The sequence below is a fragment of the Marinobacter oulmenensis genome, assembly GCF_014201735.1.
In the GTDB taxonomy this organism is placed as follows: domain Bacteria; phylum Pseudomonadota; class Gammaproteobacteria; order Pseudomonadales; family Oleiphilaceae; genus Marinobacter; species Marinobacter oulmenensis.
The window spans coordinates 1-24749 of sequence record NZ_JACHFE010000001.1; the positions used below are offsets into that span (position 1 = coordinate 1).

Annotated in this window: 24 protein-coding genes; 6 read left to right on the forward strand and 18 right to left on the reverse strand. The window is 61.0% G+C overall.

Annotated features, from left to right (window positions below):
- The 3 genes from HNR38_RS00005 to HNR38_RS00015 form a co-directional block, all read right to left on the reverse strand.
- On the reverse strand, window positions 1–512 hold a 512-nt coding region (locus tag HNR38_RS00005), incomplete at its 3' end, for a LysE family translocator (RefSeq protein ID WP_183698495.1).
- Between the two features lie 116 nt (window positions 513–628).
- A complete protein-coding gene (locus HNR38_RS00010) occupies window positions 629–1225 on the reverse strand; it encodes a PIN domain-containing protein (RefSeq protein ID WP_183698497.1) in 597 nt (198 codons plus the stop codon).
- Between the two features lie 81 nt (window positions 1226–1306).
- Complete coding sequence (locus HNR38_RS00015) at window positions 1307–1702, reverse strand: hypothetical protein (RefSeq protein ID WP_183698499.1); 396 nt, start codon at window positions 1700–1702, stop codon at window positions 1307–1309.
- Window positions 1703–1843: 141 nt separating this feature from the next.
- Between HNR38_RS00015 and HNR38_RS00020 the strand changes: the two genes are divergently transcribed.
- Complete coding sequence (locus HNR38_RS00020; RefSeq protein WP_183698500.1) at window positions 1844–2116, forward strand: type II toxin-antitoxin system Phd/YefM family antitoxin; 273 nt, start codon at window positions 1844–1846, stop codon at window positions 2114–2116.
- The gene (locus HNR38_RS00025) at window positions 2097–2369 is read left to right on the forward strand and encodes a Txe/YoeB family addiction module toxin (protein ID WP_183698502.1); all 273 of its coding nucleotides are present in this window, start codon (window positions 2097–2099) and stop codon (window positions 2367–2369) included. Before HNR38_RS00020 ends, HNR38_RS00025 begins: the two co-directional genes overlap by 20 nt.
- Before the next feature lie 66 nt (window positions 2370–2435).
- Here the strand turns inward: HNR38_RS00025 and HNR38_RS00030 are convergent, their stop codons facing one another.
- The 3 genes from HNR38_RS00030 to HNR38_RS00040 form a co-directional block, all read right to left on the reverse strand.
- Window positions 2436–3062, reverse strand: a complete 627-nt coding sequence (locus HNR38_RS00030; RefSeq protein WP_183698504.1) for an FMN-binding negative transcriptional regulator — start codon at window positions 3060–3062, stop codon at window positions 2436–2438.
- A 149-nt stretch (window positions 3063–3211) separates the two neighbouring features.
- Window positions 3212–3475 (reverse strand): hypothetical protein, encoded by a 264-nt coding sequence (locus HNR38_RS00035; RefSeq protein WP_183698506.1) that lies wholly within the window; start codon window positions 3473–3475, stop codon window positions 3212–3214.
- Between the two features lie 301 nt (window positions 3476–3776).
- Entirely contained in the window at window positions 3777–4658 is an 882-nt protein-coding gene (locus tag HNR38_RS00040; RefSeq protein WP_183698508.1) for a DMT family transporter, read from the reverse strand.
- A 133-nt stretch (window positions 4659–4791) separates the two neighbouring features.
- Here HNR38_RS00040 and HNR38_RS00045 point away from each other — a divergent pair, with 133 nt between their 5' ends.
- A complete protein-coding gene (locus tag HNR38_RS00045; RefSeq protein WP_183698510.1) occupies window positions 4792–5751 on the forward strand; it encodes a LysR family transcriptional regulator in 960 nt (319 codons plus the stop codon).
- Between the two features lie 22 nt (window positions 5752–5773).
- Here the strand turns inward: HNR38_RS00045 and HNR38_RS00050 are convergent, their stop codons facing one another.
- From HNR38_RS00050 to HNR38_RS00060, 3 genes are all read right to left on the reverse strand, one after another.
- Entirely contained in the window at window positions 5774–8275 is a 2502-nt protein-coding gene (locus tag HNR38_RS00050) for an acyl-CoA dehydrogenase (RefSeq protein ID WP_183698512.1), read from the reverse strand.
- Between the two features lie 110 nt (window positions 8276–8385).
- Window positions 8386–9276 carry a prenyltransferase gene (locus HNR38_RS00055; RefSeq protein ID WP_183698514.1) on the reverse strand — a complete coding sequence of 297 codons (891 nt, stop codon included), beginning with the start codon at window positions 9274–9276 and terminating at the stop codon, window positions 8386–8388.
- A 31-nt stretch (window positions 9277–9307) separates the two neighbouring features.
- Entirely contained in the window at window positions 9308–10195 is an 888-nt protein-coding gene (locus HNR38_RS00060) for an AEC family transporter (protein WP_183698516.1), read from the reverse strand.
- Between the two features lie 201 nt (window positions 10196–10396).
- On the opposite strand from HNR38_RS00060, the gene HNR38_RS00065 reads away from it, so the two are divergent.
- Complete coding sequence (locus tag HNR38_RS00065) at window positions 10397–11575, forward strand: PatB family C-S lyase (protein ID WP_183698518.1); 1179 nt, start codon at window positions 10397–10399, stop codon at window positions 11573–11575.
- Here HNR38_RS00065 and HNR38_RS00070 read toward each other — a convergent pair.
- Together HNR38_RS00070 and HNR38_RS00075 are read right to left on the reverse strand one after the other, a co-directional pair.
- Window positions 11572–12507 (reverse strand): DMT family transporter, encoded by a 936-nt coding sequence (locus HNR38_RS00070; protein WP_343068182.1) that lies wholly within the window; start codon window positions 12505–12507, stop codon window positions 11572–11574. The two genes, HNR38_RS00065 and HNR38_RS00070, sit on opposite strands and share 4 nt — an antisense overlap.
- A gap of 46 nt (window positions 12508–12553) precedes the next feature.
- Window positions 12554–14071 (reverse strand): succinylglutamate desuccinylase/aspartoacylase domain-containing protein, encoded by a 1518-nt coding sequence (locus tag HNR38_RS00075; RefSeq protein ID WP_379919085.1) that lies wholly within the window; start codon window positions 14069–14071, stop codon window positions 12554–12556.
- A 189-nt stretch (window positions 14072–14260) separates the two neighbouring features.
- On the opposite strand from HNR38_RS00075, the gene HNR38_RS00080 reads away from it, so the two are divergent.
- On the forward strand, window positions 14261–14419 hold the full coding sequence (locus HNR38_RS00080; RefSeq protein ID WP_183698520.1) for a YqaE/Pmp3 family membrane protein: 159 nt from the start codon (window positions 14261–14263) through the stop codon (window positions 14417–14419).
- Window positions 14420–14425: 6 nt separating this feature from the next.
- Here HNR38_RS00080 and HNR38_RS00085 read toward each other — a convergent pair whose 3' ends face one another.
- Window positions 14426–16063, reverse strand: a complete 1638-nt coding sequence (locus HNR38_RS00085) for an MBL fold metallo-hydrolase (RefSeq protein WP_183698522.1) — start codon at window positions 16061–16063, stop codon at window positions 14426–14428.
- 115 nt (window positions 16064–16178) lie between these two features.
- On the opposite strand from HNR38_RS00085, the gene HNR38_RS00090 reads away from it, so the two are divergent.
- Window positions 16179–16622 (forward strand): thioesterase family protein, encoded by a 444-nt coding sequence (locus tag HNR38_RS00090; protein ID WP_183699675.1) that lies wholly within the window; start codon window positions 16179–16181, stop codon window positions 16620–16622.
- Here the strand turns inward: HNR38_RS00090 and HNR38_RS00095 are convergent.
- The 6 genes from HNR38_RS00095 to HNR38_RS00120 all read right to left on the reverse strand — a co-directional run bounded on the left by HNR38_RS00095 (window position 16619) and on the right by HNR38_RS00120 (window position 24746).
- Window positions 16619–17941, reverse strand: a complete 1323-nt coding sequence (locus HNR38_RS00095) for an MATE family efflux transporter (protein ID WP_343068183.1) — start codon at window positions 17939–17941, stop codon at window positions 16619–16621. The genes HNR38_RS00090 and HNR38_RS00095 overlap by 4 nt on opposite strands.
- 156 nt (window positions 17942–18097) lie before the next feature.
- Window positions 18098–18595: a thiol peroxidase gene (tpx, locus tag HNR38_RS00100; protein WP_183698524.1), complete on the reverse strand. Its 498-nt coding sequence runs from the start codon at window positions 18593–18595 to the stop codon at window positions 18098–18100.
- A 71-nt stretch (window positions 18596–18666) separates the two neighbouring features.
- Entirely contained in the window at window positions 18667–19887 is a 1221-nt protein-coding gene (locus HNR38_RS00105; RefSeq protein ID WP_183698526.1) for a multidrug effflux MFS transporter, read from the reverse strand.
- Between the two features lie 105 nt (window positions 19888–19992).
- Window positions 19993–20922 (reverse strand): LysR family transcriptional regulator, encoded by a 930-nt coding sequence (locus HNR38_RS00110; protein WP_183698528.1) that lies wholly within the window; start codon window positions 20920–20922, stop codon window positions 19993–19995.
- Window positions 20923–20964: 42 nt separating this feature from the next.
- Window positions 20965–22956: a ribonuclease R family protein gene (locus tag HNR38_RS00115; protein WP_183698530.1), complete on the reverse strand. Its 1992-nt coding sequence runs from the start codon at window positions 22954–22956 to the stop codon at window positions 20965–20967.
- A gap of 71 nt (window positions 22957–23027) precedes the next feature.
- Window positions 23028–24746: a sensor domain-containing diguanylate cyclase gene (locus HNR38_RS00120; RefSeq protein WP_183698532.1), complete on the reverse strand. Its 1719-nt coding sequence runs from the start codon at window positions 24744–24746 to the stop codon at window positions 23028–23030.
- Window positions 24747–24749 lie beyond the last annotated feature (3 nt).

Genomic DNA, 24749 nt, shown 5'->3' on the forward strand with positions numbered 1-24749 from the left:
GAGTAAAGGAACGTCGTTTTCTGGTCATCAGACACCTCGTTTATGGTGGCAACCTTACCACCTACGTTGGTGTCCGGAATCATTGAACCACTACACTGTGGCAAGAAGGCGAGAAAGAAAATAGCCACTTTTGGATTGAGCGCTGAAACCAGCACGCCTTGCCAATAAATGGAATGCCGGCTCTGATTGTTTAAACTGTCATTCGTAACAAATGAGTCGCCACGCGACAGCAGCATCTTGATTCCAAGCCACATCAAATAAGCAGCGCCCAGCAATTTAACGATCGAAAAAGCCAGCGCTGACGTTGCGAGGATTGCCGAAAGTCCGACTGCCGCCATAACCACATGCAGCCCGGCCCCTGTCCAAGCGCCAAACATAGCAGCGAGCCCCTGGCGCCTTCCATTGCGAAGTGTCTGTCCCAAAATAAAGGCAATGTCTGGTCCAGGCGAAAGGTTCAAAAGAACCGCCGTCGACAAAAAGGTCATCCAGTGTAGGATCGTATAGTCAAACATTCCTAGCCCCCAATAACGCAGCCATAGTGATAGTAGCACTGCACACATGACGCCCTGGCTTTGCGGCGCGCCGGAGCGCCAGTGGAGGTGCCTCCGGCAACAGCCGCTTGTATGGGCTAGTGCGGCAATTGGTACGAGACATTGCCATTGTTCACCTTTATGTACTTGCGCTGCTCAAGGTCTTTCACAATTGAGCTTAACTGCTGTTCAGACAGCTTCTCTGTGAACAGAGAATTGATGGTGTTGGAGAGCGTCTTCACCTTGCGAGGTCGAGATTGGCCCCTGCCTGCCAGGTTTTTCACGATGGCGGATACCATATCGTCGGTAGAGGTAGCCGTGGACATTCTTACTACAGGAATTTCTGCCAAATCTCGCTCACGCTGGATTTTAATGCCACGCGACTTGAGATGCTTGATCAGCGTGTCAAAACCGGTATCTCGGGAAATGATGTGGAAGTACGCGCCTGAATCCTTGGCCGCCAGCTCGCCAATGTAATAGGCAATGTGGAAATCGAGGGCGTTTTTTCCGGTACCCGTAATTTTAATATATCGCGCAGCATCCCCAAGACCCTGCATCGCTTCAGCCAGATCAAACGGTATCTTTACCTGGTTGGCTCCAACGAAAACCACCACCTTGAAAGGGTGCTGCTTGAGAACCTCCAGGTTACTTGGCTGTACATTCTCAAAATCTATCAGGACATAATTTGTTGCCAAGCGAACTCTCCTTGTTTTTGGCCCTAACGCACAGGTATAGCGGCGCCCATGGAGCGCAGCGCAATGGGCGCCCGGAACGAACTACAACGACTGGCTATGTGCTGCTTTACCGGAACCATACTCAACACGCTGATATCCACCGAATAGCGAAATGCTGAAAAAATCGTTGGCTCTGCCTGACTCCGGCAGGAGGCTCTCAGTTATCTTGCCTTTCTCGAACTTTGAGTACCAATGTAGCAAAGAGCAGCCTGCGAAGCCGCATTCACTTCCGCACACCGAACTGTAGGCAGCACCAGTGAAAGGCGTTTTTCCGTCATTGGCGAATGCGATCCCGTTTCGATAGCTCAGCGCCTGATCGGCATCAACTGCACCCGCCAAGACGTAACGACAATACCCCAATTCCAGCAGGGTAACGGCAGTTGGGATAGCGATCAGGGCAACGCCCAGTTTTAGCAAAACTCGCGGTTTCTCGTTCATGACCAAAGCACATAACGCCGCCCAGCACGCGCCGCTTTGAAATGGAGGCGCAGCCGCAATGTAAAAGCCGTCGCCGTGACTGGCCTTGTTAGGGCTACTGCGCTATAGTTGTACGGAGTTTCCGTACGTAATGGTGCAGTTATGGATATCATCAGTGTCAACAAATTCAGAGACAACCTGAAAAGCCTCGTAGAACAGGTTATTAGTAGACACGAGCCCCTCAAGGTGACACGTCGTGCCGGGGAGGCTTTCGTGATCATGAGTGCTGAAGACTGGGAAAGAGAGCAAGAAACTCTCCATGTCCTTCAAAATCGAGACCTGATGCAACAAATTGCGGCCTCCCTCGATACTCACAGTCGTGGCCAGGGATACACTCCTGATGATGAGCAGATGAATGAGATCACTGGTATTTGAGGGCAACACTTGGGAAGCTTATGAAAAGATGCGCGAAAAAGACCAGAGGCTGCACAAAGCCCTCCGCAAGCTGCTGAAAGAAATGCTACGGTCTGAAGATCCATCCGCTGGCACCGGCAAACCTGAACCACTCAAACACAACTTATCAGGCTTGTGGTCAAGACGCATCTCACAGAAGGACAGGCTGATATATCGGTTCGATGACAAATCTATTTATATTTTTGCCATTGGAGGACACTACGACCAGCTCTGACGCCGGACTTTGCGGCGGTTTTGGAGGAGCGGAGCAACGGAAAAAACGTCCGACAACAGCCCTTGGTTAGCTGATGAACTTAGCCATAGTACTGTGGCGCGCTCCTTCTCCAGCCTCAAGACCCGCTTTGACACCGGTCCGGTTCTTTTCTGGTTGGTTCTGACTAGCCTTCAGCTTACCTGTCAGGCTCTCAATTTCGATCTCTACACCGACGATCGCGTTTACCAAGCGTTCGGTGAAATCCGCTGGCGCGTCATCAACAGACCAGGGGCTGCCCATGCCAGACTCATGTTGGTCTGTAAGTCGATGGAGATGATGTGTCAGCCAGTTTGAATCCTCAATAACGCGAGCAGTCCCTTTTGCATGGACAGCCAAATAGTTCCATGTTGGAACAACCCTGCCTGTTTCTGCCTTAGTCGCATACCACGAGGGTGAAACGTAGGCATCGGGCCCCTTAAAAACCGCAAGAACTCGAGCTCCATCATGCAGGCGATGCCAGACAGGGTTGCTTCGAGCCAGATGGCACTGAAGCTGCCCAAGGGAGCCATCTTTTTCGGAAACCAAGTGAAATGGAACATGGTTTGCCTCAATTCCATCCTCATCCGCGACTACCAGCAGACCGAACCCGTAGTCACGAATATACTGTTGAAGCTTGCCTATGTCGTCTTCCTTGAAGTGGCTCGGCACATACATTCAGTGGAACTCCTTAGTAGGGGGCGCCCAGCTAACGCCAATGTTCTGCGGCCGGTTTGGAGGCGCAGCGCACCGGAAAACCGGTCCGGTGGAGGCCCGCAAGGGCCGGAACGTACTACAACGACTTGTTAGCGACGCTGCCGTGATGTTTAACCTTGCTGCTTGGCCGCAGCCTTGAGGACGAAGATACCCTCAGCTACTACTCTGTTCATTTCGTTGATCATGTCATCGGGCACCGGTGCTGCCACGCCATCAGCAATAATTTTCTCTTGGGCGGCTTCTGCAGATTCGACGCATTTGGCGGCAACTTCTGGGGGAAGCTCCCTGGCGATCGTGTACAGAAGCGAGTGGAGACCATTCACTCTTCCCAAAGTGATGTTCAAGTTCTTTTCCAGTGCTTCAAGACGATCCATGCTAAAAACCTCCAATGTGTAGAAAGGGCGCTAACAGTGATTAGATAGCACTCTCTATTATTACAGAAATTTGAGTGCGTCATTATTCCGCAATAAACGAGCATCCTTTTGCCATCTAGCGCTTATAAAACAACAGCATAGACCAGCATTGTGTAGCTTGCCATGTGATTATTTGACGTCTTTGATTCGCGCAGTCAATAACACTGTATAAAAACAGGGTGATGTGGGGTGGAGGGTCGATTGGCAGGCCTGGTGGGATAGAGGCGGTCAGGTTTCAGAGCAGACCTGCCGCCCCTTGGCCTCAGGCATTCACCGGCTGGGCCCGGCGCATTCTCTGGTGCTGCTGGCGCGAATGCAGGCCCACCAGTATCAGCGGGACGACGATCATGGCGCTGCCGACGGCAAACCAGAGGTCCGGCATTTCGTTGAAGCCGACCCAGCCAATCATCACCGCCCAGATCAGGCCGGTGTACTCGGCGCTGGTCACCTGGTTGGCGTCTACCTGCCGGTAGGCCAGCAGTACGGTGATGTTGTAGCCGAGAATAAAGAACGCGGAACCGGCGGCGCTCAGCAGTATGCCGGGTGACCATTCCGCGCCTTCCCATAGGGCCAGGGCACCGGCTGCCGGCAGGATCAGCAGGTAATTGAGGAACAGCTTGTGCACGGTGGACTGCTGTTTGGGCAACTGCCGGACCATCACCGCGTTGATGGCCAGAGCCAGCGCGGAGCCGAGGGCGGCGATGGCGGCCCAGTTGAATTCCACCGGGCGCAGGATGACGACAATGCCGGTGAAGCCACTGAATACGGCCAGCACGCTCAGGGGCGTCAGCCGCTCCCGGAAAACCACCGCAGAAAGCACCATTACCAGTATTGGTGCGGCGTAGAAAAGCGCGTTGGCGGTTGCCAGCGGCAGGTTACCCAGGGCGACTACCATGCACAGTATGCCGCCCAGGTGAATGTGAGCCCTCAGCGTGTGGATTTTCAGCCCGCTGAACAGCTGCCCCCGGTTCAGTTGGCCCGCCATAGGCAGCAGGAAGGCCAGGGTCAGCACGCAGCGCAGGAAGGCAAACTGGAAGATTGGCGCACCGGGTTCCAGCAGTTTGATGAACACATCGGAGGCGATGGCCATGGCATTGCCGATGACCAGCAGCAGAATGGCGCTGTTGACGGTTTTGCCGGACATGTCTTTGCCTCCCTATTGTTCATGTGATGGTGCGTGGTCGCCCGGTCGGGCCTGAATTTTCTGATTGGGATTCTACTGGGCAGGCAATATCCGATAAAATGATGATAATTGACCACCTATTAGAAAATTCGATATGAAGCTGCCTCCCCTCAAAGCCCTGCCAGTGTTTGAAGCCGTGGCCCGGCTCAAGAGCTTTTCCGCCGCTGCGGATGAACTGGCCATCACCCAGAGCGCGGTGAGTCACCAGATCAAGCAATTGGAAAGCTACCTGGGTGAGCGCCTGTTCTGGCGTTCCGGCCGGTCTGTCACCCTGACCGATGAGGGGCGCCAGTACTTTGATGCCATTGGCTCGTCGCTGCTCCAGATTGAAAGGGCCAGCGAGGAGTTACTGGGCCATGAGCAGTCCCGGTTGCGGTTGTCGGTGTTCAGTTCCTTTGCCGTGCGCTGGCTGGTGCCCCGGTTGCCGGAGCTGCAGCGGGTTCATCCCCAGATTGATCTGGCCCTGGAAATGAGCAGTGAAAACCCGGTGCTGTCGGATCGGGTGGCGGACTGTTTTATCACCATCTATCCCAACGTGGCCGCGTACAGCTACGAATGGCTTTATACCGAACGACTGTTCCCGGTGTGCAGTCAGGATTACTGGCAACGGATACGCCGGGAATTGGGCCGGGACATGGCGTTTGAGGGGCGGGACGAGCAGCCGGTGTCACACCAGGACATGGCCCGCTTCCCCCTGCTGTCCACCCACAGCATTTTTGATCGCCCGGCCGGCGACTGGCAGGCCTGGTACCGGGAGGTGGGCGAAGCCATCCCGGATTCGGCGCGGGTGCAGCATTTCAGCCACATGCTGTTGGCGCTGGAAGCGGCACGGTTCCACCAGGGCATCGCCCTGACCAACGACTACATGCTCAGCACGCGGAAGGATTCGGAGGACTTTGTGCGCCTGCCGACGCACTCGGTGATTACCGGGGACAAGTTCTATTTCGCGTGGAAAACCAGCCGCCGCCGGGAGCGCGGCATCCAGCTTCTGCGGCGGTGGCTGGTGGATGAGGCCATCCGGGGCGGTCTGAGGCCGGAAACCCCGGAGGCCTGATTCTGCGGTTAAGATGGCCGCCTTATTCGGTGGCCGGGCGTTCAACCACCTTGCGTTTGCCCTTGGCGCAGCGTGACAGGGCCTTGAGGCCGTCGGCATCGAAGGCATCCACCCGTATCACATCATAAAGCGCGGTCAGGGCCTCTTCGAGTTTCGGGCACTCATCCGCCGTCACAATGCCCTGGGCGCAGGCCCAGTCCACCAGTTCCTTGCGCTGGTGGCCCATCAGCAGGGCGATACCGTCAATCTGGTCTTCGTCGCGGTTGCGGATCGCCTCATGCAGGCGCTGGCGCATATCGGCGGTGTCGTTGGCCAGCCGGTAGGCATTAAGGACCCGACCGAGAGGATCGTCCGGATCCTCGGTGACGAAGGTGCCACGGCTGATCCGTTCCCGAACCGGGGTGTCTTCCACAATACTGGCGGCGACCTTGGCGCCCAGCCGGTCGTCCGGGCCGTTCAGGCCGGTGGCGCCCAGCGGGAAGACCAGCAGGCGCAACGGCCAGCGCAGGGCCGGCACCGGGAAGTTGATGATGGCCTCACGCATGGCGGCCTGGAGATCTCTCAGGCAACTGCGCAGGCACCATTCCACCAGCGGGCGCTGGTCTTCCGGATACCCTTCCTCATGCCACTGTTTGATGACCGCTGTGGCGTAGTACTGATGCACCAGGCAATCCGCCATCCGGCCAGACAGGCGCTGTCGGGCCTTGAGGCCGCCGCCGACGCTCAGCAGGGTGACGTCGGTCATCAGTGCGAAGGCTGCCGAGAAGCGGCTGAGCTGACGGTAGCAGCCCTGGATATCGCCCTGTTTCGGCGCCGGTTCCAGCCAGCCGCGGCTGAGGCCCAGCAGGAAGGCCCGCAGGGCATTGCGGGTGGTGTGAGCCAGGTGTTTATAGAAAATACCGTCGAATTTTTTCGCCGCCTTGTCTTCGTCTTCCATGCCGGCGGCTTCGATCTCCTCGACAATGAAGGGGTGGCAGCGGATGGCGCCCTGCCCGAAGACCATCAGGCTGCGGGTGAGGATATTGGCGCCCTCAACCGTGATGCCGATGGGCACGGCCTGGTACGCCCGTGCGAGGAAGTTGCGCGGGCCGGTAATTACGCCGCGGCCGGCGACCACGTCCATGGCGTGGTTGATGACTTCCCGCATCAGGTCGGTGTTGCGGTATTTCAGTACCGCCGAGGGCACCGAGGGCCGCACGCCCCGGTCGAGCATGCCGGAGGTCAGCAGCCGGGCGGCGTCCATCATGTAGGTGTAGCCGGCAATGGGTTCCAGGGCTTCCTGCACGCCCTCGAACTGGCTGATGGACCGGCCGAACTGTTCCCGGGTGTAGGCATAGGAGCCGGTGGCCAGGCTCGCCAGTTTGCCGGCGCCGGTGCCCAGGGCCGGCAGGGAAATGGAACGGCCGATGGACAGGCATTCAAGCAGCATGGTCCAGCCCTTGCCGAGCATGTCCTGGCCGCCAATCACCTGGGTCATGGGGATGAACACTTCGTTGCCCCAGGTGGGGCCGTTCATGAACACAGTGTTCATCGGCAGGTGACGGGCGCCGGAATGGACACCGTCGGTATCCTGGGGCACCAGCACGCAGGTCACGCCAATGTCGTCCTGTTCGCCGATCAGGTGGTCCGGGTCGTACACCTTGATGGCCAGGCCAATCAGCGTGGCGACCGGCGCCAGGGTGATGTAGCGCTTGTTCCAGGTGACTTTCAGGCCCAGAACCTCTTCGCCGTTCCATTCGCCCTTGCAGACCAGGCCCTTGTCCGGGATGGCGCCGGCATCTGAGCCGGCGACCGGGGAGGTCAGGGCAAAGCAGGGGATTTCCTCGCCACCGGCCAGTCTTGGCAGATAGTGCTGTTTCTGCTCATCGGTGCCGTAGTGCATGAGCAGTTCGCCCGGCCCGAGGGAGTTGGGCACCATCACCGTGACCGCCGCAGACACGCTGCGGGTGGAGATTTTCATGACGATCTCGGAGTGGGCGGTGTTGGAAAAGCCCAGGCCGCCGTCCTCCTTGGGGATCACCAGCCCGAAAAAGCCCTTTTCCCGGATGAACTTCCAGACCTTGTCCGGCAGATCGTACTGTTCGTGGGTGATCTTCCAGTCGTCCAGCATTTTGCACAGCTGTTCAACCGGGCCATCCAGAAATGCCTGTTCCTCGCTGGTGAGGTGGGCGGGCTGGGCATCCAGCAGCTTGTTCCAGTCCGGCTTGCCGGAGAAGAGTTCACCGTCCCAGTCGACGGAGCCGGATTTGAGGGCTTCCGCCTCGGTGTCTGAAAGCTTGGGCAACCGGCTTCGAACCCAGGACAGCAGCGGGCGGCTGAGTTTGTTGAGACGAAGATCCCCCGGCGTCACCAGCAGAAGCGCCAGGGCCAGAGGGATGCCCCCGAAGATGAAGCTGGCGATGTGCCAGTCGTCCATGGCCACACCCACCAGGGTTGCCACAGACATCACAAGGGCGGCGGTTTTCCCGCCGATACTGAAGTAAATCAACACCAGGGCACTGATAACCAGAAGCAGGACGCTCATGGGTGGACCTCCCTATCGTCACTGGAATCGCAGAGTGTTGCTTCTTACCTTCGGCTATACAGTCGGCTCATGCAAGCCCGGTGCTGCGTTCACCAAAGGGCGGAAGCCGGTTACAGACTGATGCCGAGAATCAGCAAGGCCAGTGTTGCCAGCAGGACGGCCACATTGGTGCCAAGTACCCGGTTCAGGTCTTCAGGGTGATCAATGGCATTGGGCAGGCGCCGAGTGATCCACAGGGCCGGCGGTAGAGTCAGCAGAGCCAGTGCGCTGCCAAGTGGCAGAACACCGGTCAGCATGGCCAGAACAATCAGGCCATGGCTGGCCAGTAGCAAATCCGCCACCAGCCGGCTGGCGGAGCGTGCGCCCAGGGTGATCACCAGGTGGCGCCGGCCAGCCTTCCGGTCTGCTTCCTCGTCCGGGATCTGGTTGATCAGCAGCAGTTCGCTCACCAGCAGCATGGCCACGGTGGCGCACACCAGGGCCATGGCATCCAGCCGGGCGCCCAGAGCGATCACGCTGCCCAGGACCATCACCGGCCCGAAGCCCATGCCGGGCGCCAGCAGGCACAACAGGGGAGAACGGGTAATCCAGCGGGTATAGGTGATCACTAGCAACACGCCGGTGGCACCCAGAACCAGCATGGGCAGGCCCCGCAACCAGAGGAAGTACAGGCCGATGGCCACCACCAGCGCCAGGGTGCCTATGCCGGCTACCAGCACACTCCGGGCTGCAGACGGAATTTCCGGAAGGGAACCGCTGCCCCCGGAGAAGGGCGTGCGACGGGTCATCATGTCCAGCCCGGACACGAAATCCTCATACTCGTTGAGCAGGTTGACGGCGGCATGGGCCAGCACCGCGCCGATGAACACCAGCAGGGTGTGGAACAGTGAAGGCGGCAGTCCCTGCTGCCAGGCAACGGCCAGCCCCAGGCCGGCACAGAGTGGGGCCAGAATCAGGAAATTCGGCCGGGAGGAGCGTACCACCGCAACGCTTTCGGACATCGATCAGTCGTCCCTGTCTTTGAACATCGACTTAGAGATAGCCGGCAGCGAATACCAGTCCCAGAACGAGCGGCATGACCACCAGACTGCCCAGATTACTCAATAATACCAGCGAAGCGACTTTATGGGGCTCCTGCCGGTACTGTTCCGCTACCATATAGTTAAGCACAGCCGGCGGCAGCGCTGCGAAAACCCAGAGGCTGGCAACCTGGAGGCCCGGCAGGTCGAGCAGGGCAATCATGGGCCAGGCCAGCAGCAGGCCGCTGGCGGGGCAGGCGATGGCGCCCAGTATGCCCAGTTTCCAGTCCGTGAAATCCACCTCCAGCATGCGCACACCCAGGGCGAACAGCATCAGCGGGATGCAGACCTCGCCCAGCATGTTCAGGCTCTCGAGCAGCCAGCCCGGCAGGGCCACGCCACTGAAATTCACCAGCAGGCCGGCGATGCTGGCAAACACAATCGGCAGTTTCAGGCGCTGGACCAGGGAGGTGTGAGGGTCGAGCATGTACAGTCCCACCGAGAAATGCAGCAGCATTTCGACAATGAACAGCACGATGGCGGCCGGCAGGGCCTGGTCACCGAACGCCAGTACCATAATCGGGATGCCCATGTTGCCGGTGTTGTTGAACATCATCGGCGGCAGGAAGGTCTTGATATCGAGTTTCAGGACCTTAGCGAGTGGATACAGCAGCAGGCCGGAACCCAGCACCACGACGGTCGCTGCCAGAGCCAGGCGGGCGTATTCCTGCAGGGGCGCCTGCTGGTCGGCCAGCACGGCAAACACCAGCATGGGCACGAACAGTTCCATGTTCAGGACATTCAGCCCCTGGATGTCCGGGGAACGATAGCGGCCGTAGAGGGCCCCACAGCCGGCAATCAGGAATACCGGCAGCATGGTCGACAGGATCTGGCCAATCATTGAGAGGCTCCGAAAGCGGTTATGGTTCTTGTCAGTCGCAAAGCAAAGCGGTTAGGTTCGCAAGTATCACACCCGCTCGGCAAGCGAAAAATCCGGCCTTTCGACCAAAGCCGTGGCCTCTGACCGTCGGTGGCGCAGGTTGCCAGTCCGGTTGCCGCCTTCCACAATAAGCCTTCACCCAAAGCCCCAGGGAGTTTTCTCGTGTCCAGCCTGTTTGACAAAACCATTGCCCGGGAAGGGACCGGATCGGTCAAGTTCGACGCCCGCAAAGCGGTTTTTGGCCGGGAGGACGTGATTCCGGTCTGGGTGGCGGATATGGACTTCCCGGCGCCCCGGGCGGTGACCGAGGCCCTGAAGGCCAGGGCGGAACACCCGGTCTACGGCTACAGCCTGTTCCCGGACAGCCTCTATCAGGCCATGATCGACTGGTTTGCCGAGCACCACCAGTGGTCAATTCGCCGGGAGTGGATACTGATGGCGCCGGGTGTGGTGCCGTCCCTGAATGCTGCCTGTATGGCCTACGCCGACGAGGGCGAAGGGGTGATTATCCAGCCGCCGGTGTACCCACCGTTTTTCAGCTCGGTGCGCCAGGCCGGGCGCGAGGTGATCGAAAACCCGCTGATCGAGGAAGCGGATGGCCGTTACCGGATGGATCTGGAGCACCTGGAGCAGTGCGCCGCCCGGCCGGATGCCCGGGTTCTGCTGCTGTGCTCGCCCCACAACCCGGTGGGCCGGGTGTGGACGAAGGAAGAACTGGAGGCGGTACTGGCCGTCGCCCGCCGTCACCAGTTGGTAGTGGTGTCTGATGAAATCCATTGCGACCTGGTCTATCCCGACCGGCCGCCCCATACCGTACTGGCCACCCTGGCCGGCCCGGAGGACGCCGTGGTGACTGCGGTCGCCCCCAGCAAGACCTTCAACATGCCCGGGCTGGGGCTGTCAGCACTGGTGATTCCTGACGAGTCCCGGCGCCGGGCGCTGAAAACGGTGTTCGACAGCATGCACCTGCCCCAGTGCAACCCGTTCAGTGCGGCCGGGTTTGAGGCAGGCTATCGCCACGGATCGGGCTGGCTGGAAGAACTGCTGATGTACCTGCAATCCAACCGGGAGTTTGTCGAGGCTTTTGTCACGCGGCAGTTGCCGGGCATCCGGACCACCGCGCCGGAAGGCACCTACCTGATGTGGCTGGATTGCCGGGCACTGGGGCTGGACGATGCCGGGCTCAAGCGCTTTTTTGTCGAGGAAGCCGGCGTGGGCATGAACCCGGGGGTGACCTTTGGTGAACCGGGCAGCGGCTTCATGCGGGTGAATATCGGCTGCCCGGTTGCCGTGCTCCGGCAGGCGCTGGGCCGGATCGAGGATGCCCTCGCCCGGCGCTAGCGGTAGTTCCCCCGGGGCTGGCCGGTGCGGGTGGCCAGCAGCAGGCCGGCGAGAATCAGTCCGCCGCCGATCACATGGAACAGACCCAGGGATTCGTCCAGGAAAATGCCGGCCAGCACGGAGGCGAAGACCGGGGTCAGGTACATGAAGATCGCCGCTTTGGCGGGGCCAATCGTGTGGACGCCGTGATTCCAGAAGCCGTAGGCCAGAATGCCCGGGAAGATCGCAAAATAGAGCAGCGGCATGGCCGTGCCTTTGGACAACTCAAAGCCGCCACTGAACCACACCAGGTCGGCCAGGTAGAACGGCAGGATGATCAGCGTACCGAACAGGATCTGGGTGGTTAGGAACGTCAGCGGCGGCAGGGGCACGGCCTGGCGGCGTAGCAGCACCGAGAACAGTCCCCAACTGAACACCGCCGCCACCATGATCAGGTCGCCAGACTGGGCCTGAAGGCCGGTCAGCACCAAGATATCGCCCCTTGCCACCACGGTCAGTATGCCGAGCAGGGCCAGCGCAATGCCCATGGCCTGCAGTGGCCGGGTCCGGTCGCCCAGTAACAGCCAGGCCAGCAGGGCCACGAAAATGGGGATGGTTGCGTTGATCAGGGCGATGTTGGTCGCCGTGGTGGTGACGGCAGCGAAGTACAGTAGAGAGTTGAAGGCGGCGACACTGAACGTAGCCAGTGCCAGCATGGAGCCCAGATGCCGGGCAATGGTCTGGCGGTGGCGCAGGATCCCGGGCAGGCCGAACGGCAGCAGGATCGCCAGGGCGATGACCCAGCGCCAGAATGACATGGACAACGGCGGGATGTTTTCCACCGTCCCCCGCGCCACAACCGCGTTGCCGGCCCAGAACAAGGGGGTGAGAACCAGGCCAACATAGGCCAGCCCCGGCATGCGGGGCGCCGTTTGTGCGTTTTCCGAAGACACACTCGCTCCTTCTGCTACGTGCTTGTCGGGTCAAACGCGTAGCATACTACTCTCCGGGCACTTCTGCCTCCGTACCAATGTGGTAGGCGGCAAAGCCGGCCATCACCACCTGATCCACCGCCATACCGATCACCCGGCCTTCAGCCGATGAGCGGATGGGATGCTGGGCGTTGGTGATGGGGTCGGAAACATAGCCCAGGATCTCGCCTTCGCTGACCCGGTCACCCAGCTCCACGTCGCTGAACAGGATGCCGCCATGGGCCGCCCGGACCCAGGTGGAGTCGTAGTAGACCGGTTCGGGGTCACCCCACACGAACATGCGGGAAATCATCCCGTGTTTTTCCATCAGGCTGTGCAGGCTGTTTACCCCGGCTTCGATCTGGTGCTCCTGAATCCGCAGGGATTCGCCAGCCTCCAGGGTCACCGTGCGAATGCCCGCTTCAGTGGCCGCCGTGCGAAGCATGCCTTCCGAGCCGCTGCTGTGCACCACCGCCATGCTGTCGAAGCCACGGGTGAATTCGGCCACCTGGGGATTGTTCATGTCGGCCCGCAACTGGGGCAGGTTGGTGCGCTTGAGTGAACCGGTATGAATGTCCACCAGCATGTCACAGCGCTGGATCACGTTCTTGAACAGCGAATGGGCGACCCGGTCCGCCAGGGTGCCGTCCTCCCGGCCGGGGAAGTGACGGTTCAGGTCGCGCCGATCCGGCAGGTAGCGGGTGCCCTGCTGGAAGCCGGTCAGGTTGACGATGGGCACGCCGATGACCCGGCCGGTGAGTTTCTCCGGGTCCAGGTCGTACATGGTACGCCGGATAATTTCGATGCCATTGAGCTCATCTCCGTGGATGGCACCGGTCAGGCACAGGGTCGGCCCCTGCCAGGCGCCGTTCACCACCAGCACCGGGGTGATCTGCGACAGGCCGGCAATCTGGATGCCGGGAGACCACGCCAGGCGCGTGGACGTACCGGGCAGGATCTCCTTGCCGAGCAGGGAAAAGCTGCCGGCGGCCTTCGCTTCGGCTTCGGTTTCCGGTTGCGCCTCATCCTGGGTGTCCGTGGTTTCTGATGGCTCGTCTCCGGTTTCTGCAGTGTCAGTCTCCGGGGCGGCCTGCTCGGGTGATGCATCGGCTTTATCGCCGGTTTCATCCGGGGCCTGCTCCGGCGCACTCGCTTCGGGATCGGATTCGGATTCCTTCGCGGGCTCAGGTTCAGGCTCCGGCATGGGGGCGACTTCCTTGAGATCGATGTTGGGGGCGACCTTGCCGGAATCCGGCGTCTGGTCTTTCACATCGCCCTTGGCGTCCGGAGCCTGCTGGGAGCCTTCGCCCGCCGCGCTCTCTTTGGCGGCCGGTTTTTCACCGGCTTCTGCCGGCTGGGCGTCTGCTCTGGGCTCCGAGCGTTCAACATCCTCAACGTTTTCATCCTCCGGCAATTGAGCCGACGGCGGAACCGGCTGGTCCGGATTCTGTTCGTTGGCTGCCCAGGCCGGCATGGCAAAGCAGGTGGCCAGAAGGCAGATGGCAAAGGGCTTCAGAGTGGCTTGTGACGTTCGGGCAAACAGCATAAGTCCTCGGATTTCGGTTGAATGGCCCCAAGGATAGGGCCCGGTTTCTGGCTTGAATACCGCCGTGACACAGGTTTAATGCCGCTTTCATGAACATGCCGTCAGGGCGCGGCATCCTGTGTCCAACTGAACGCACGATGCTATGTTGCATGATCACAGGGCGATAACGCCCGATAAGGAGAGAAATCCATGGATCTTATTCGAATTCTGTTCTCTATTTTACTGCCGCCGCTGGGCGTCTTCCTGCAGGTGGGTATCGGTAAGCATTTCTGGATCAACATCCTGCTCACCATCCTTGGCTATATCCCCGGTATCGTCCATGCGGTCTGGGTGATCGCGAAGAAGTAACCCTTCCTACCCCGGTTGCAACGCGTGCCAGAGGTCCTGTTCCTGAAAGGCCCGGTGTTCAGCCTCCAGTTTGAGCAGGTGCGCCAGGGCCGAGCGGGCGGCAATGCTCTGCATGGCCCTGGGCACGTCGTCATAAGCGCGGGCCGTCAGCGCCTGCAGTCCCACCGGAGCCAGTTCCTCCAGAGCGCGGGCCACTTTGTGTTCCCGTGACAGGCGGTGGGTGATCAGGAAGTCGATCACCGCCTCCGGCCGCGCCATCAGGAAACCGTGGGCCGGCGCGATAAAACGCGTTGGCTCATTCAGAAGCCCGTACAGGGATTCAATATAGGCCTTCATGTCGCCATCCGGCGGGTTAATGATCACCGTGGAGCCCTGCATGATGTGATCGCCGGAGAACAGGATCTCCTGCTCGGTCAGCAGGTAGCACAGGTGGTTGCAGGCATGCCCGGGCGTGTGCAGGACCTTCAGGGTGCCCGCTTCGGTGGTGATGGCGGAGTCCGGCTGTGGTTGTTCGTCCGGCTGGAAGTCCTGATCGTGCTCGATGCCCGGTGGTGCCGGCCAGCCGGCAACAGGGCAGCCGGTACGCTCGCGCAGGGTCTGGGCACCGGGTGAGTGATCGCGGTGGGTGTGGGTCACCAGTACCCGGTCAATGCGCCCGCCGGTCACCTCGAGGATGCGTTCGATGTGCGCCTCATCCACCGGGCCCGGATCAATCACCGTGAACCGGTCATGGCCAAGCAGATAGGTGTTGGTGCCCGGGCCGGTCATGATGCCGGCGTTGGGGGCGGTCAGCCGGATGACACCGGCGGCGACTTCCACGGCCTCGCCGGGCAGGATCTCCGCCCGGGTGCGGCCTTCGCCTTCCGGGTCCAGTTTGACTGCTTCGTCGTAGGCCGGGGCGCCCGGTTCCAGCGTGACGGGTTCGCCGCCCTTGATGGCTGGCCAGGGCTTGCTGGGAATGGGCTCTGGCGGGTTGGCGTGGGCATAACGCATCATCGCCGCCGTGTCACTGAAATCGGTGAGCATGCGCAGGGTGCGGATGGTCGGCATGCTCAGCAGGCGGCGTCCGGCGCGATGGTCGTCGAGAGCGTCCGCCGGTGCGATCCAGGCATGATCAATGGTCTCCTGACCATCATGGCTGGCGGTCTGTCCGGCCGGGGCCACCGCCACAAAAAAAAGGGTATCGAAACGGCGGGACGGGCCCGGCGGCGTGATCCAGTGGCTCAGATAGGCCAGCCGGTCCAGCGGGATGGTCAGTCCGTGCCGGTGGCAGACATCGGCCAGGGCCATGTCGCTACGGTACACGGCGTCACGGTGGCCAAGGGCATCATGGTCACCTGTAATCAGGGCACCGCTGGCGTCGCAGGCCAGCAGGATGCCCGATTCCTCGAAGCACTCTCGAATAGCGGCCAGCATATAGTCGGCACCGCCTTCGTCCAGGCTCATGGTGTGGCTGATTTCGGTGTCTGCGGCGCCGGCGGCATGGGCCCGGGCTTCGGTTTCCCGGGTATCCACCGCACCGCCGGGGAAGACAAAATAGCCGGGCAGGAAGGCGGCATCCCAGGTCCTCTGCATCAGCAGGACCTCAAGGCCGTGTGGCGTGTCCCGGGTCAGAACCAGAGTGGCGGCTGGGCGAATATCCATAGCAGTCTCTTTTTGTCGTTTTTTCCAAGATACCCGATCCCGATGCAGGATGAACAGTCTGCCCCGGGCGGTTATCATGATCACTCCGCTTCAACAGACCCAGTCAGGACGCGCCGTGGCCAGAATCAAGCTCGAATTCCCGGATCATGTTTTCCATTTCGAAACCCGCATGCCGGTCCGTATCACCGATATTAACGCGGCCAATCACCTGGGCAATGACGCCCTGATTTCCATGCTGTCGGAGGCCCGAGCGCGGTTTCTCGCGGCCCGGGGCATCCGGGAAATGGGGGAAGACGGCATCGGTATCATCGTCACCGACCTGGCCACGATGTACCAGGGCGAATCCTTCTACCCGGACGTGCTGCGTTTCGAGGTGGGCATTGCCGACTTTAATCGCTACGGAGCCGATTTCGTGTTTCGCGTCACCAAGGCCGACAGTGGCCAGCCGGTGGCCATGGCCAAGTACGGTTTTGTCTTCTTCAATTACCGCAGTCGGGAAGTCACGCCCCTGCCGGAGGGCTTTCGGGCCAGGTTCGAAGCAGAGCCCGAGGCTTCCTAAACCTGGGCCCGGAGCTGGCGCATGCCCTGCCGGTACAGAAGATAGGCCATGCCGCCAGCTGCCAGGTTGCCCACCAGCGCACCGGTCATCAGCCCCGGCAGGCCAGCCAATTGAGCGCCCAGCCAGAGCATCGGAAGATAGCAGGCGAAAAGCCTGAGCGTGGAAATCAGCAAGGCTCGCATGGGCATACCCAGGGCGTTGTTGATGGACACCATCAGGATACAGACACCCAGACCGCTGTAGCTCAGTGGTACCCTGAGCAGGTAGCTGACCATGATCTCCTGAACATGGCCATCCCGGCTGAACAGTTCGGCCACAAAGCCCGAGGCCACCAGCCAGATCAGGCCGATGGCCAACTGCCAGAGGACGATGAAACGCACAGCCAGCCGCACCAGGCGGCGAACCTTCTCCAGTTCCCCGGCGCCCAGCATGCGGCCCACCATCGGTGGCATGGACATGGTCAGGGCCAGAACCACGACGATGGAGAAAAACTCCAGCCGGGTACCCAGGCCCCAGGCAGCCACGGCGGCAGAGCCGAAACCGGCGACCAGGGCGGTGGCCAGCATGGCGGAGATCGGTGGCATCAACTGGCTGACCATGGCCGGCGCCATGATGCCGACCAGGCGACGGATGGCCTGGACCAGTTGCAGCTGGAGCAGATCAAAACGCAGCCACTGGCGGCGGGTGAGCGTCGGGTAAACCACCAGGGCACCCAGGGCAAAGGCGGTGATGGTGGCCCAGGCCGCGCCGGGCAGTCCCCAGCCGAAGACAAAAATATAGAGAGGGTCCAGGGCTATATTGATCAGACTGGTGGCGACCATCATGTAGCCGGGCAGCCGGGTATCGCCGTTGGCCCGGCACACGGCATAGCTAAAATACAGGGCCGCCCCGGTCCAGGCAGAGACCAGCCATGGGGCCCAGTAGCCCCGGATGACCGGGCGCAGTTCCGTCTCGGCACCCAGCAGGTCCAGTATCGGCTCCTGAAACAGCCAGACCGACAGGCACAGCAGCACCGCCAGCGTGGCGCCGATGGTGATGACCAGCCCGCCCAGGCGCTGGGCGTGCAGACTTTCACCCTGGCCCAGTGTTCTGGAAATGATGGCGGTGGTGGCGATGCCCAGTCCCACGTACATACCGGTGATCAGTTGCTGCATGGGCACGGTAAAACCCAGGGCCGCCAGTGGATCACGACCGAGCTGGCCGATGAAGGCGCTGTCAGTCAACTGAAACGTCATCAGCGACAGCACCCCGAACAGCATTGGCCAGGTCATGCTGAACAGTTGTCGGGCAAGGGAGGCGTTTTGCAGGTTGTTTTGCACGTCGGGTCTGAGGGCCTTGGTTCGGGTTTGGCCGGGGATTCTAACAGCTAATGATGAAAAGCGGCTGACAGCCGCGGCCCGGAAAACGGGCGTATTGCACGGTCTGTCAGCGCGGTTCGGGCCGCTTCAGTTGCAAAGCGGCCCGGGCGGGGCAAATCAGAGCGCCTGCAGGGCGGCGTCGTAGTCCGGTTCGTCCTTGATTTCGTCAACCAACTGGCTGTGCAGGACTTTGTCGTTCTCGTCCAGCACGATCACAGCCCGGGCGCACAGACCGGCCAGTGGGCCATCCTGCATCGCGACACCGTAATCCTGCTGGAAGCTGTAGTTGCGGAAGGTGGACAGGGTTTCCACATTCTTCAGGCCTTCCGCGCCGCAGAAACGGGAGGCGGCGAACGGCAGGTCTGCGGAGATGACCAGAACCACGGTGTTTTCCAGGTTGCCGGCCTTCTCGTTGAATTTTCGGGTTGAAGCGGCGCAGACGCCGGTATCAATGCTGGGAATGATGTTCAGGATCTTGCGTTTGCCCTGCCAGTGGTCGAGCTTCACGTCTTCCAGGCCACTGTTGGTCAGGGTAAACGGGGGAACGTTATCTCCGACTTCGGGAAACTTGCCACTGACTTCAATCGGGTTTCCGTCCAGCGTTACTTTGCTCATGGTCTGCTCCTTGATGGTCATCGAGGGTGTTATCAGAGAGTCTACTCCCTAAAACCCGGTCTGGATGACTTTTATCGGGAATTTGCACCCTGGGCTTCGAACCCTGGGGCCGGATATCGTTGCACAAGGAAAAGATAGAAAACCAGAGCCAATGCCGCAAAACCGGCGATGATCGCGGCCATCACTAACGGTGTGCCGTCGTGCAGCTGGCCCACGAGCGCGCCGGCAGCGGCGGCTGTGGCCATCTGGATGAAGCCGAACAGGGCAGACGCAGAACCGGCCATGGACGGGAAATTCGCCAGGGCTCCGGCCATGGTCTGGGGCAGGATCATGCCGGTACCGACCATCAGCAGCGACTGGGGCAGCATCACGGCCCAGACGTTGTGAACGCCCTGGAGGGCAAAGCCGGCCATGCTCGCGCCGCTGGCGGTGGCAATGATCAGGCCGTACAGCAGGATCTGGTCCGGAACCAGGAAGCGCGCCAGCCGGATCGACCCCAGGTTGCCGGCAACGTAACCGACCACCATGGCGGCGAAGTACAGCCCGAAGTGTTCCGGGGCAACCCCCAGGACATCGATCAGGACAAAGGCAGCACCGGACAGGAAGGCAAACAGGGCGCCGTAGACCGCCGCATTGGTCAGGGTATAGCCCAGAAAACTGGCGTCGCCCAGAATCCGGCGGTAGTTGCCAAACAGGCTGGCGGGTCTGAGCGGCTGGCGATAATCCCGGCGCAGGGGCTCGGGAATGCCGAAAGCAATGACTCCGGCCATCACCAGCGCGTAGGTGCCCATGGCGATGAAGATCCAGTGCCAGTTCAGGGCGCTGACCATAAACCCGCCAAGTGTCGGCGCCACCGCCGGTGCCATGGCCATCAGGCTGGCCAGCAGGGCCAGGATTTTTGCCGCTTCTCTGGGCGTGTAAACGTCGCGGATCACCGCGCGACCCAGCACCGGCCCGGCCGAGCCACCCAGTGCCTGGAGGAAGCGGAACAACTGCAGGGATTCAATGTTGCTGGCCATGGCGCAGCCAATGCTGGCCATGGCAAACAGCAGAAAGCCGCCGACCATGATCGGTTTGCGGCCGAACCGGTCCGCCAGCGGGCCACAGACCAGTTGCGCCACGGCAAAACCGGCCAGGTACAGGCTGAGGGTCAGTTGGACATCGTCAGCGCCGGCGCCAAAATCGGCCCCTATCTGGGGAAATGCCGGCAGATACATGTCGATCGCAATCGGCCCGAGCGCGCAGGCGGCCGCCAGTAAGAGAGTGGTCCAGATGCTGGTCAGTGCGAGCATGGTGATTCCGGCAATTAACGATGAGAGTGAACTAGCGGGCTGAAGTGTAGGGAGACAGACGCCGGAAGATAATGCCCGACCCCCTCATGCAATATATGAGCAAAACTAATTGATCTTCTGGTGCGTCTTATTCAGCCCGTTCATGGTGGCAGCCACCGCGTTCACCTGATTGCGCATCCAGCGGTGTGCCGGGTCATTTTGATGCCGGCTGTGCCAGAGCATGAGCAGGGTAAACGGTTTGTAGTCGAACGGCAGGGGAGCGTAGGCAAAGTCTCGCATCAGGCCATTGGCCAGCCTTTCGGGCGCAGCGGCCAGCATGTCGGTGCCCCGCAGGAACTCGGGCAGGCCGGAGAAATTCGACACGGTGACCCGGTTGCGCCGGTTCATGCCCCGTGCCGCCAGGGTGTTTTCCAGTGCCGGCTTCTCACCGGTGGCGAACATCAGGCTGATGTGCTCCGACTTCAGGTAGTCCGCCAGATCTGCCGGCGCGGACCGCATGTCCGGGTCATAGAACACCACCATCCGGTCGGCCATCAGGCCGCGTTGCATGATGTCGGTCGCCTCGGGTGCGTGCGGTGTGATCACCAGATCGCAGGCTTCCTTGCGTAACAGGTCGGCACGGGGGATGCCGGAGGGGATAACCTGCAGGCTGATGCCCGGTGACTGTTCACGCAGCTGGCGCATCAGGCCGGGCAGCAGCAGATCCCGCTGGTAATCATTGGCTGCGATGGTGAAGGTGAATTCCGCGGTGGCGGGGTCAAACGGCGGGCCGGACGGCAGCGTACGCAGTTCGTCCAGCAACTGGCGGATGTGGGGGCCGGCCTGGAGGGCGTAGCGGGTTGGTACGATGCCCCGGCCGGATTTTACGAACAGGGGGTCGCCGAACGCCTGGCGTAGCCGTTCCAGGGTATGGCTGACCGCCGACTGGCTGACACCGAGCCGCACGGCGGCCCGGGACACGCTGCCTTCATCCAGCACGGTAACGAACGTTGCCAGTGCCCGTAGGTCGAGACTCAATATATCGATCGGATTCATGAATGAATTGTACGATATATTGAGCCGGATCTTCAGTGCCGGTTAGTCGTTCTGGCTGTTTTCCTGCGGTTCAGACGGCGCTTGTCCACCTTCAATCAGCTTGAAGCGGATCTGCCGGCGCTCGTCGTCCACGCCGTCAAAGCTGACGGTGACGCGCTGTTCCAGCTGGAAGATGCGACCGTTCTTGTTGTGAACCAGGCGCAGGGTGACCGGATCAAAACTGTATTTGCCGTCCAGGTCCCGGCAACTGACGAAGCCTTCCAGCCCGTTGCTGTCCAGCCTGACGTAGAAACCGGTGGGCATGGTGCGGCTGATGCTGCCTTCCATCGGATCCCCGGGCAGGCCCTTGGCGAAGTCGCTCTTGAGCCAGTTCTCCAGGGTGTTGGCGGCTTGTCGGGCCCGGATCTGGCTGGACTGGAGCGTCTCCAGTTGCTGGCTGTTCAGGGCCTTCATCGGCTCGTCCCACAGTGCCGCCTTGATCAGCCGGTGCACGTAGAAATCGGCAAACTTCCGGAGCGGCGAGGTGAACGTGGTGTAGCTGGCCAGCCCCATGCCCTGGTGCGGGGCCGGCTCAAAGGCCAGCTCCGCCCGGGCCAGTTGCCGGGACAGGATCGACTTCACCGGCACGTCGGCCTCCACCTCGCCACTCTCGAGCATCAGCTTGCGGAAGCCCTCGGCCGAACCGGTATCCACTTCAGCCAGGTGCGGGGCATAACCCTCAAGCAGCTTGCGGATGTTCTCAGTACGGTCGTCCCGCAGCCCCGGGTGCTGGATAAACAGCCCTTCGCCCTGCTGGTGGAGGAAGTCAGCGGCACAGCGGTTGGCGGCCACCATGCATTCCTCGACCAGTCGGTGGGCTTCATTCTGGGTGGCCGGCTCGATCAGGCGCACGCGCTTGTTCTCATCCAGGCGCAGCCGGAATTCCGGCCGGTCCGGGCTGAGCAGGGCATGTTCGGAGCGCCATTTGCGCAGGGCCGTGGCGGCCTGGTGCAACTGATCCAGGCTGTTGGCCACGGCATCCGGCAGGGCCTTGATGTCGTCGTCTTCACGCCCTTCGATGAGGTGGGCCACCAGGTCGTAACTGAGTTTGCTCTGGGACTGGATAACCGCCCGGTGGAAGCTGTATTCGCCCAGGCTGCCATCGTTGTTCACCTGCAGGTCGCACACCAGGGCCAGCCGCCGGGCGTTGGGCATCAGTGAGCACAGGCGGGTGCTGATGGCCTCCGGCAGCATGGGCAGGGGTTCGCCCGGAAAATAGATGGCAGTGGCCCGGTTGAACGCCTCTTCCTCGGCGGGGCTGCCCGGCTCGACAACCGTTGTCGGGTCGGCAATGGCGATGGATAACTGCCAGCCGGTGGCATTGGGCGTGGCCATCAGGGCGTCGTCCATGTCCTGGGTGCCCGGGCTGTCGATGGTGACGTAGGGCTGCTCGCTGCGGTCTTCGCGCTGGTCGGTATGGGCCGCGAGTGTGTCTTCGCTCAGGCTGTCGGCCTGCTGGGTGACTTCGTCCGGCCAGGTGTCCGCCAGATCGAAGTTGGCCAGGGTAAAAGCGCGTTCGATGCCGGGCTCGCCTTCCTTGCCGATGACCCGAAGAACGCGGGCCTGGCCCTTGCCGTCCTTGATCGGGTGGCGATGAATCTGGCAATAGATGAAATCACCGGCCTCGGCGTTTTTGCGCTCTCTGGGCGGGATGAAAATCCAGCGGTTAATACCCGGCGTTTCCGGCACCACGAAGTGGCCCTTGCCCTTGACCAGGTATCGGCCCACGAAGGTGGTCAGGTGGGTTTCCAGCAACTCATCCACCACGCCCTGGGTTTTGCCCTTGTCGGCCTCGTGTTCGGTGACATTGACGCGATCACCCGGCAGGACTTTCTGCATTTCCTCGGGCGGCAGGAACACGTCCCGGCCTTCGTCCAGGGCCACAAAACCGAAGCGCCCGTTGGTGGCTTTGACGGTGCCGGCAAAGACCACCTTGTTCTCCTTGATGTCGGTTTTGAGCTGGCGCAACTGGTTCAGGGCGTCGGCATTGAGCATGGAGTGATAACCTGACTGACAAATGGATTATGGGCGGAGTATACCGGTTATGCCGGTATGAGTCAGACCCATCAGACCGTGTCGGCTTCGGCGGCATCCGGCTTCTGGATGACGACCCGGTTCCGGCCCTCCCGCTTGGCCGTATAGAGGGCCTGGTCGGCCTTGCGCAGCAGGGTTTCGATGCTGTCGCCGGGCAGGCTGTAGTAGCCGCCAACGCTGACGGTGACCGGGGTGCCGGTCTGACTGCTTTCCCGTTCCACATCGGTGCGAATCCGGTGAGCGATCTGTTCCAGATCCTCGGCCTCGCAGGGTGAGAGCACCACAACAAATTCGTCGCCACCCCAGCGCCCGGGGTGATCGTAAGGGCGGACCGAGGCTTTCAGCCAGAGGGCGACCCGACACAGGATGTCGTCGCCGGTCTGATGGCCGAAGTTGTCGTTGATGGCCTTGAAGTGGTCCACGTCCAGCCAGATAAGGCCGAAGCCTTTCTGCTCACGATGGGCGCGCTGGATTTCTTCGGCCATCAACTCGTCCAGACCGCGCCGGTTCTTCAGGCCGGTCAGGGCATCCACCCGGGCCAGCCGGTGCAGCTCTTCGGTCCGGCTGGCGACCTTTGCTTCCAGTTCCCGGGTGGTGTCCTGCACGGTTCCGGCCATTTTCTCGAAGTGGTCCACCAGCCGGCCGATTTCATTGTCGGGCTTGGGCAGGTAGGGCAGGTCGAAACGGCCTTCACGGACCCGGTGTACCGCACTCTCCAGACTGATGACCGGCCGCAGGATGCGGGACTGGATGACGTGGTGGAACAGCGCCAGGGTGATCAGAAGGCTGATGATGAACACCGCCAGTAGTGGCCACAGGTAACTGACCGGCAGCAGGGTATTGAGATCCAGCAGGGTGATTTCAAACCAGCCAATGGCCGGCAGGAAGGCCACGCCGGCCAGGTGTTCGCGACCATCGACGGTGACAAATCCGCTCTCCACGGCGCCGGTTTCACCATCGCGCTGTTTCAGCATCTGCAGCATGCCCAGGATCTGCCGTTTGTCCTGCGGGTTATCGAACAGGAGGTCGACCGTGTTCTTCTGGCCTTCGGGTTTTATGATGGTGGCAAAATCGATGTAGTTGCGATCGCGGTAGAGCTGGATGGCGCCGTTGTAGTCGACAAACAGGGTGGTGATGCCTTCCTGGCCGATGTCCACGATGTCCTGCAGAAAGTCATCCAGGTTCAGGCCGGTGCCGACCATGCCGACAATGTTGCTGTTCTGGTCGCGCATCAGGACGTCGATCCAGAGCTTGGTGACGCCCAACTCGGTATCCGGATTGACGTTCAGATGGAAGTCCCGGCCTTCGTCAATCAGTCGGTAAAACCAGGCATCCTCGGGCTTTTCCGGATCCAGCACGTAGCGGAACTGATTGCCGGCGAACTCGTTGGCGGCGTTGTTGTAGTAGTAATGCCCGTTGTTCTTCAGGGCGACAAAGTAGCTGTTGTCGCGGAAGTTGGTGCGGAAACTCTCCATCTGGCGAATGGCCGCCGCCTCCAGCCCGGGGCTGTCTGGGGTTCGGGCCCATTGCACCAGGGCCGAGGATTTCGCCATCTGGCGGGCCAGGCCAATTTCGCGTTCCAGTGACTGCAGGAGGCGGGCGCTGTCGTAGCGGACCTGTATCTCTGCGACATGCTTGCCCCAGCGCTCGATGATACCGGCGGACAGCTCGCGGTAGGCAAGCAGGGACGCCGAACCGGCGACAACGATCAACGCGGCAAGCAGCGCGAGAATACGGGTTTTGAGACTCAAATC

Excerpts from the sequence above, each read along its gene's own strand:
- HNR38_RS00080 (WP_183698520.1), top strand. The coding sequence starts at position 14,261 with ATGGATCTTATTCGAATTCTGTTCTCTATTTTACTGCCGCCGCTGGGC.
- HNR38_RS00115 (WP_183698530.1), bottom strand. The coding sequence starts at position 22,956 with ATGCTCAATGCCGACGCCCTGAACCAGTTGCGCCAGCTCAAAACCGAC.
- HNR38_RS00085 (WP_183698522.1), bottom strand. The coding sequence starts at position 16,063 with ATGGATATTCGCCCAGCCGCCACTCTGGTTCTGACCCGGGACACGCCA.
- HNR38_RS00105 (WP_183698526.1), bottom strand. The coding sequence starts at position 19,887 with ATGCTCGCACTGACCAGCATCTGGACCACTCTCTTACTGGCGGCCGCC.
- HNR38_RS00055 (WP_183698514.1), bottom strand. The coding sequence starts at position 9,276 with ATGTCCGAAAGCGTTGCGGTGGTACGCTCCTCCCGGCCGAATTTCCTG.
- HNR38_RS00020 (WP_183698500.1), top strand. The coding sequence starts at position 1,844 with ATGGATATCATCAGTGTCAACAAATTCAGAGACAACCTGAAAAGCCTC.
- HNR38_RS00015 (WP_183698499.1), bottom strand. The coding sequence starts at position 1,702 with ATGAACGAGAAACCGCGAGTTTTGCTAAAACTGGGCGTTGCCCTGATC.
- HNR38_RS00040 (WP_183698508.1), bottom strand. The coding sequence starts at position 4,658 with ATGTCCGGCAAAACCGTCAACAGCGCCATTCTGCTGCTGGTCATCGGC.
- HNR38_RS00025 (WP_183698502.1), top strand. The coding sequence starts at position 2,097 with ATGAGATCACTGGTATTTGAGGGCAACACTTGGGAAGCTTATGAAAAG.
- HNR38_RS00110 (WP_183698528.1), bottom strand. The coding sequence starts at position 20,922 with ATGAATCCGATCGATATATTGAGTCTCGACCTACGGGCACTGGCAACG.
- HNR38_RS00030 (WP_183698504.1), bottom strand. The coding sequence starts at position 3,062 with ATGTATGTGCCGAGCCACTTCAAGGAAGACGACATAGGCAAGCTTCAA.
- HNR38_RS00035 (WP_183698506.1), bottom strand. The coding sequence starts at position 3,475 with ATGGATCGTCTTGAAGCACTGGAAAAGAACTTGAACATCACTTTGGGA.
- HNR38_RS00050 (WP_183698512.1), bottom strand. The coding sequence starts at position 8,275 with ATGAGCGTCCTGCTTCTGGTTATCAGTGCCCTGGTGTTGATTTACTTC.
- HNR38_RS00060 (WP_183698516.1), bottom strand. The coding sequence starts at position 10,195 with ATGATTGGCCAGATCCTGTCGACCATGCTGCCGGTATTCCTGATTGCC.
- HNR38_RS00045 (WP_183698510.1), top strand. The coding sequence starts at position 4,792 with ATGAAGCTGCCTCCCCTCAAAGCCCTGCCAGTGTTTGAAGCCGTGGCC.
- tpx (WP_183698524.1), bottom strand. The coding sequence starts at position 18,595 with ATGAGCAAAGTAACGCTGGACGGAAACCCGATTGAAGTCAGTGGCAAG.
- HNR38_RS00075 (WP_379919085.1), bottom strand. The coding sequence starts at position 14,071 with ATGCTGTTTGCCCGAACGTCACAAGCCACTCTGAAGCCCTTTGCCATC.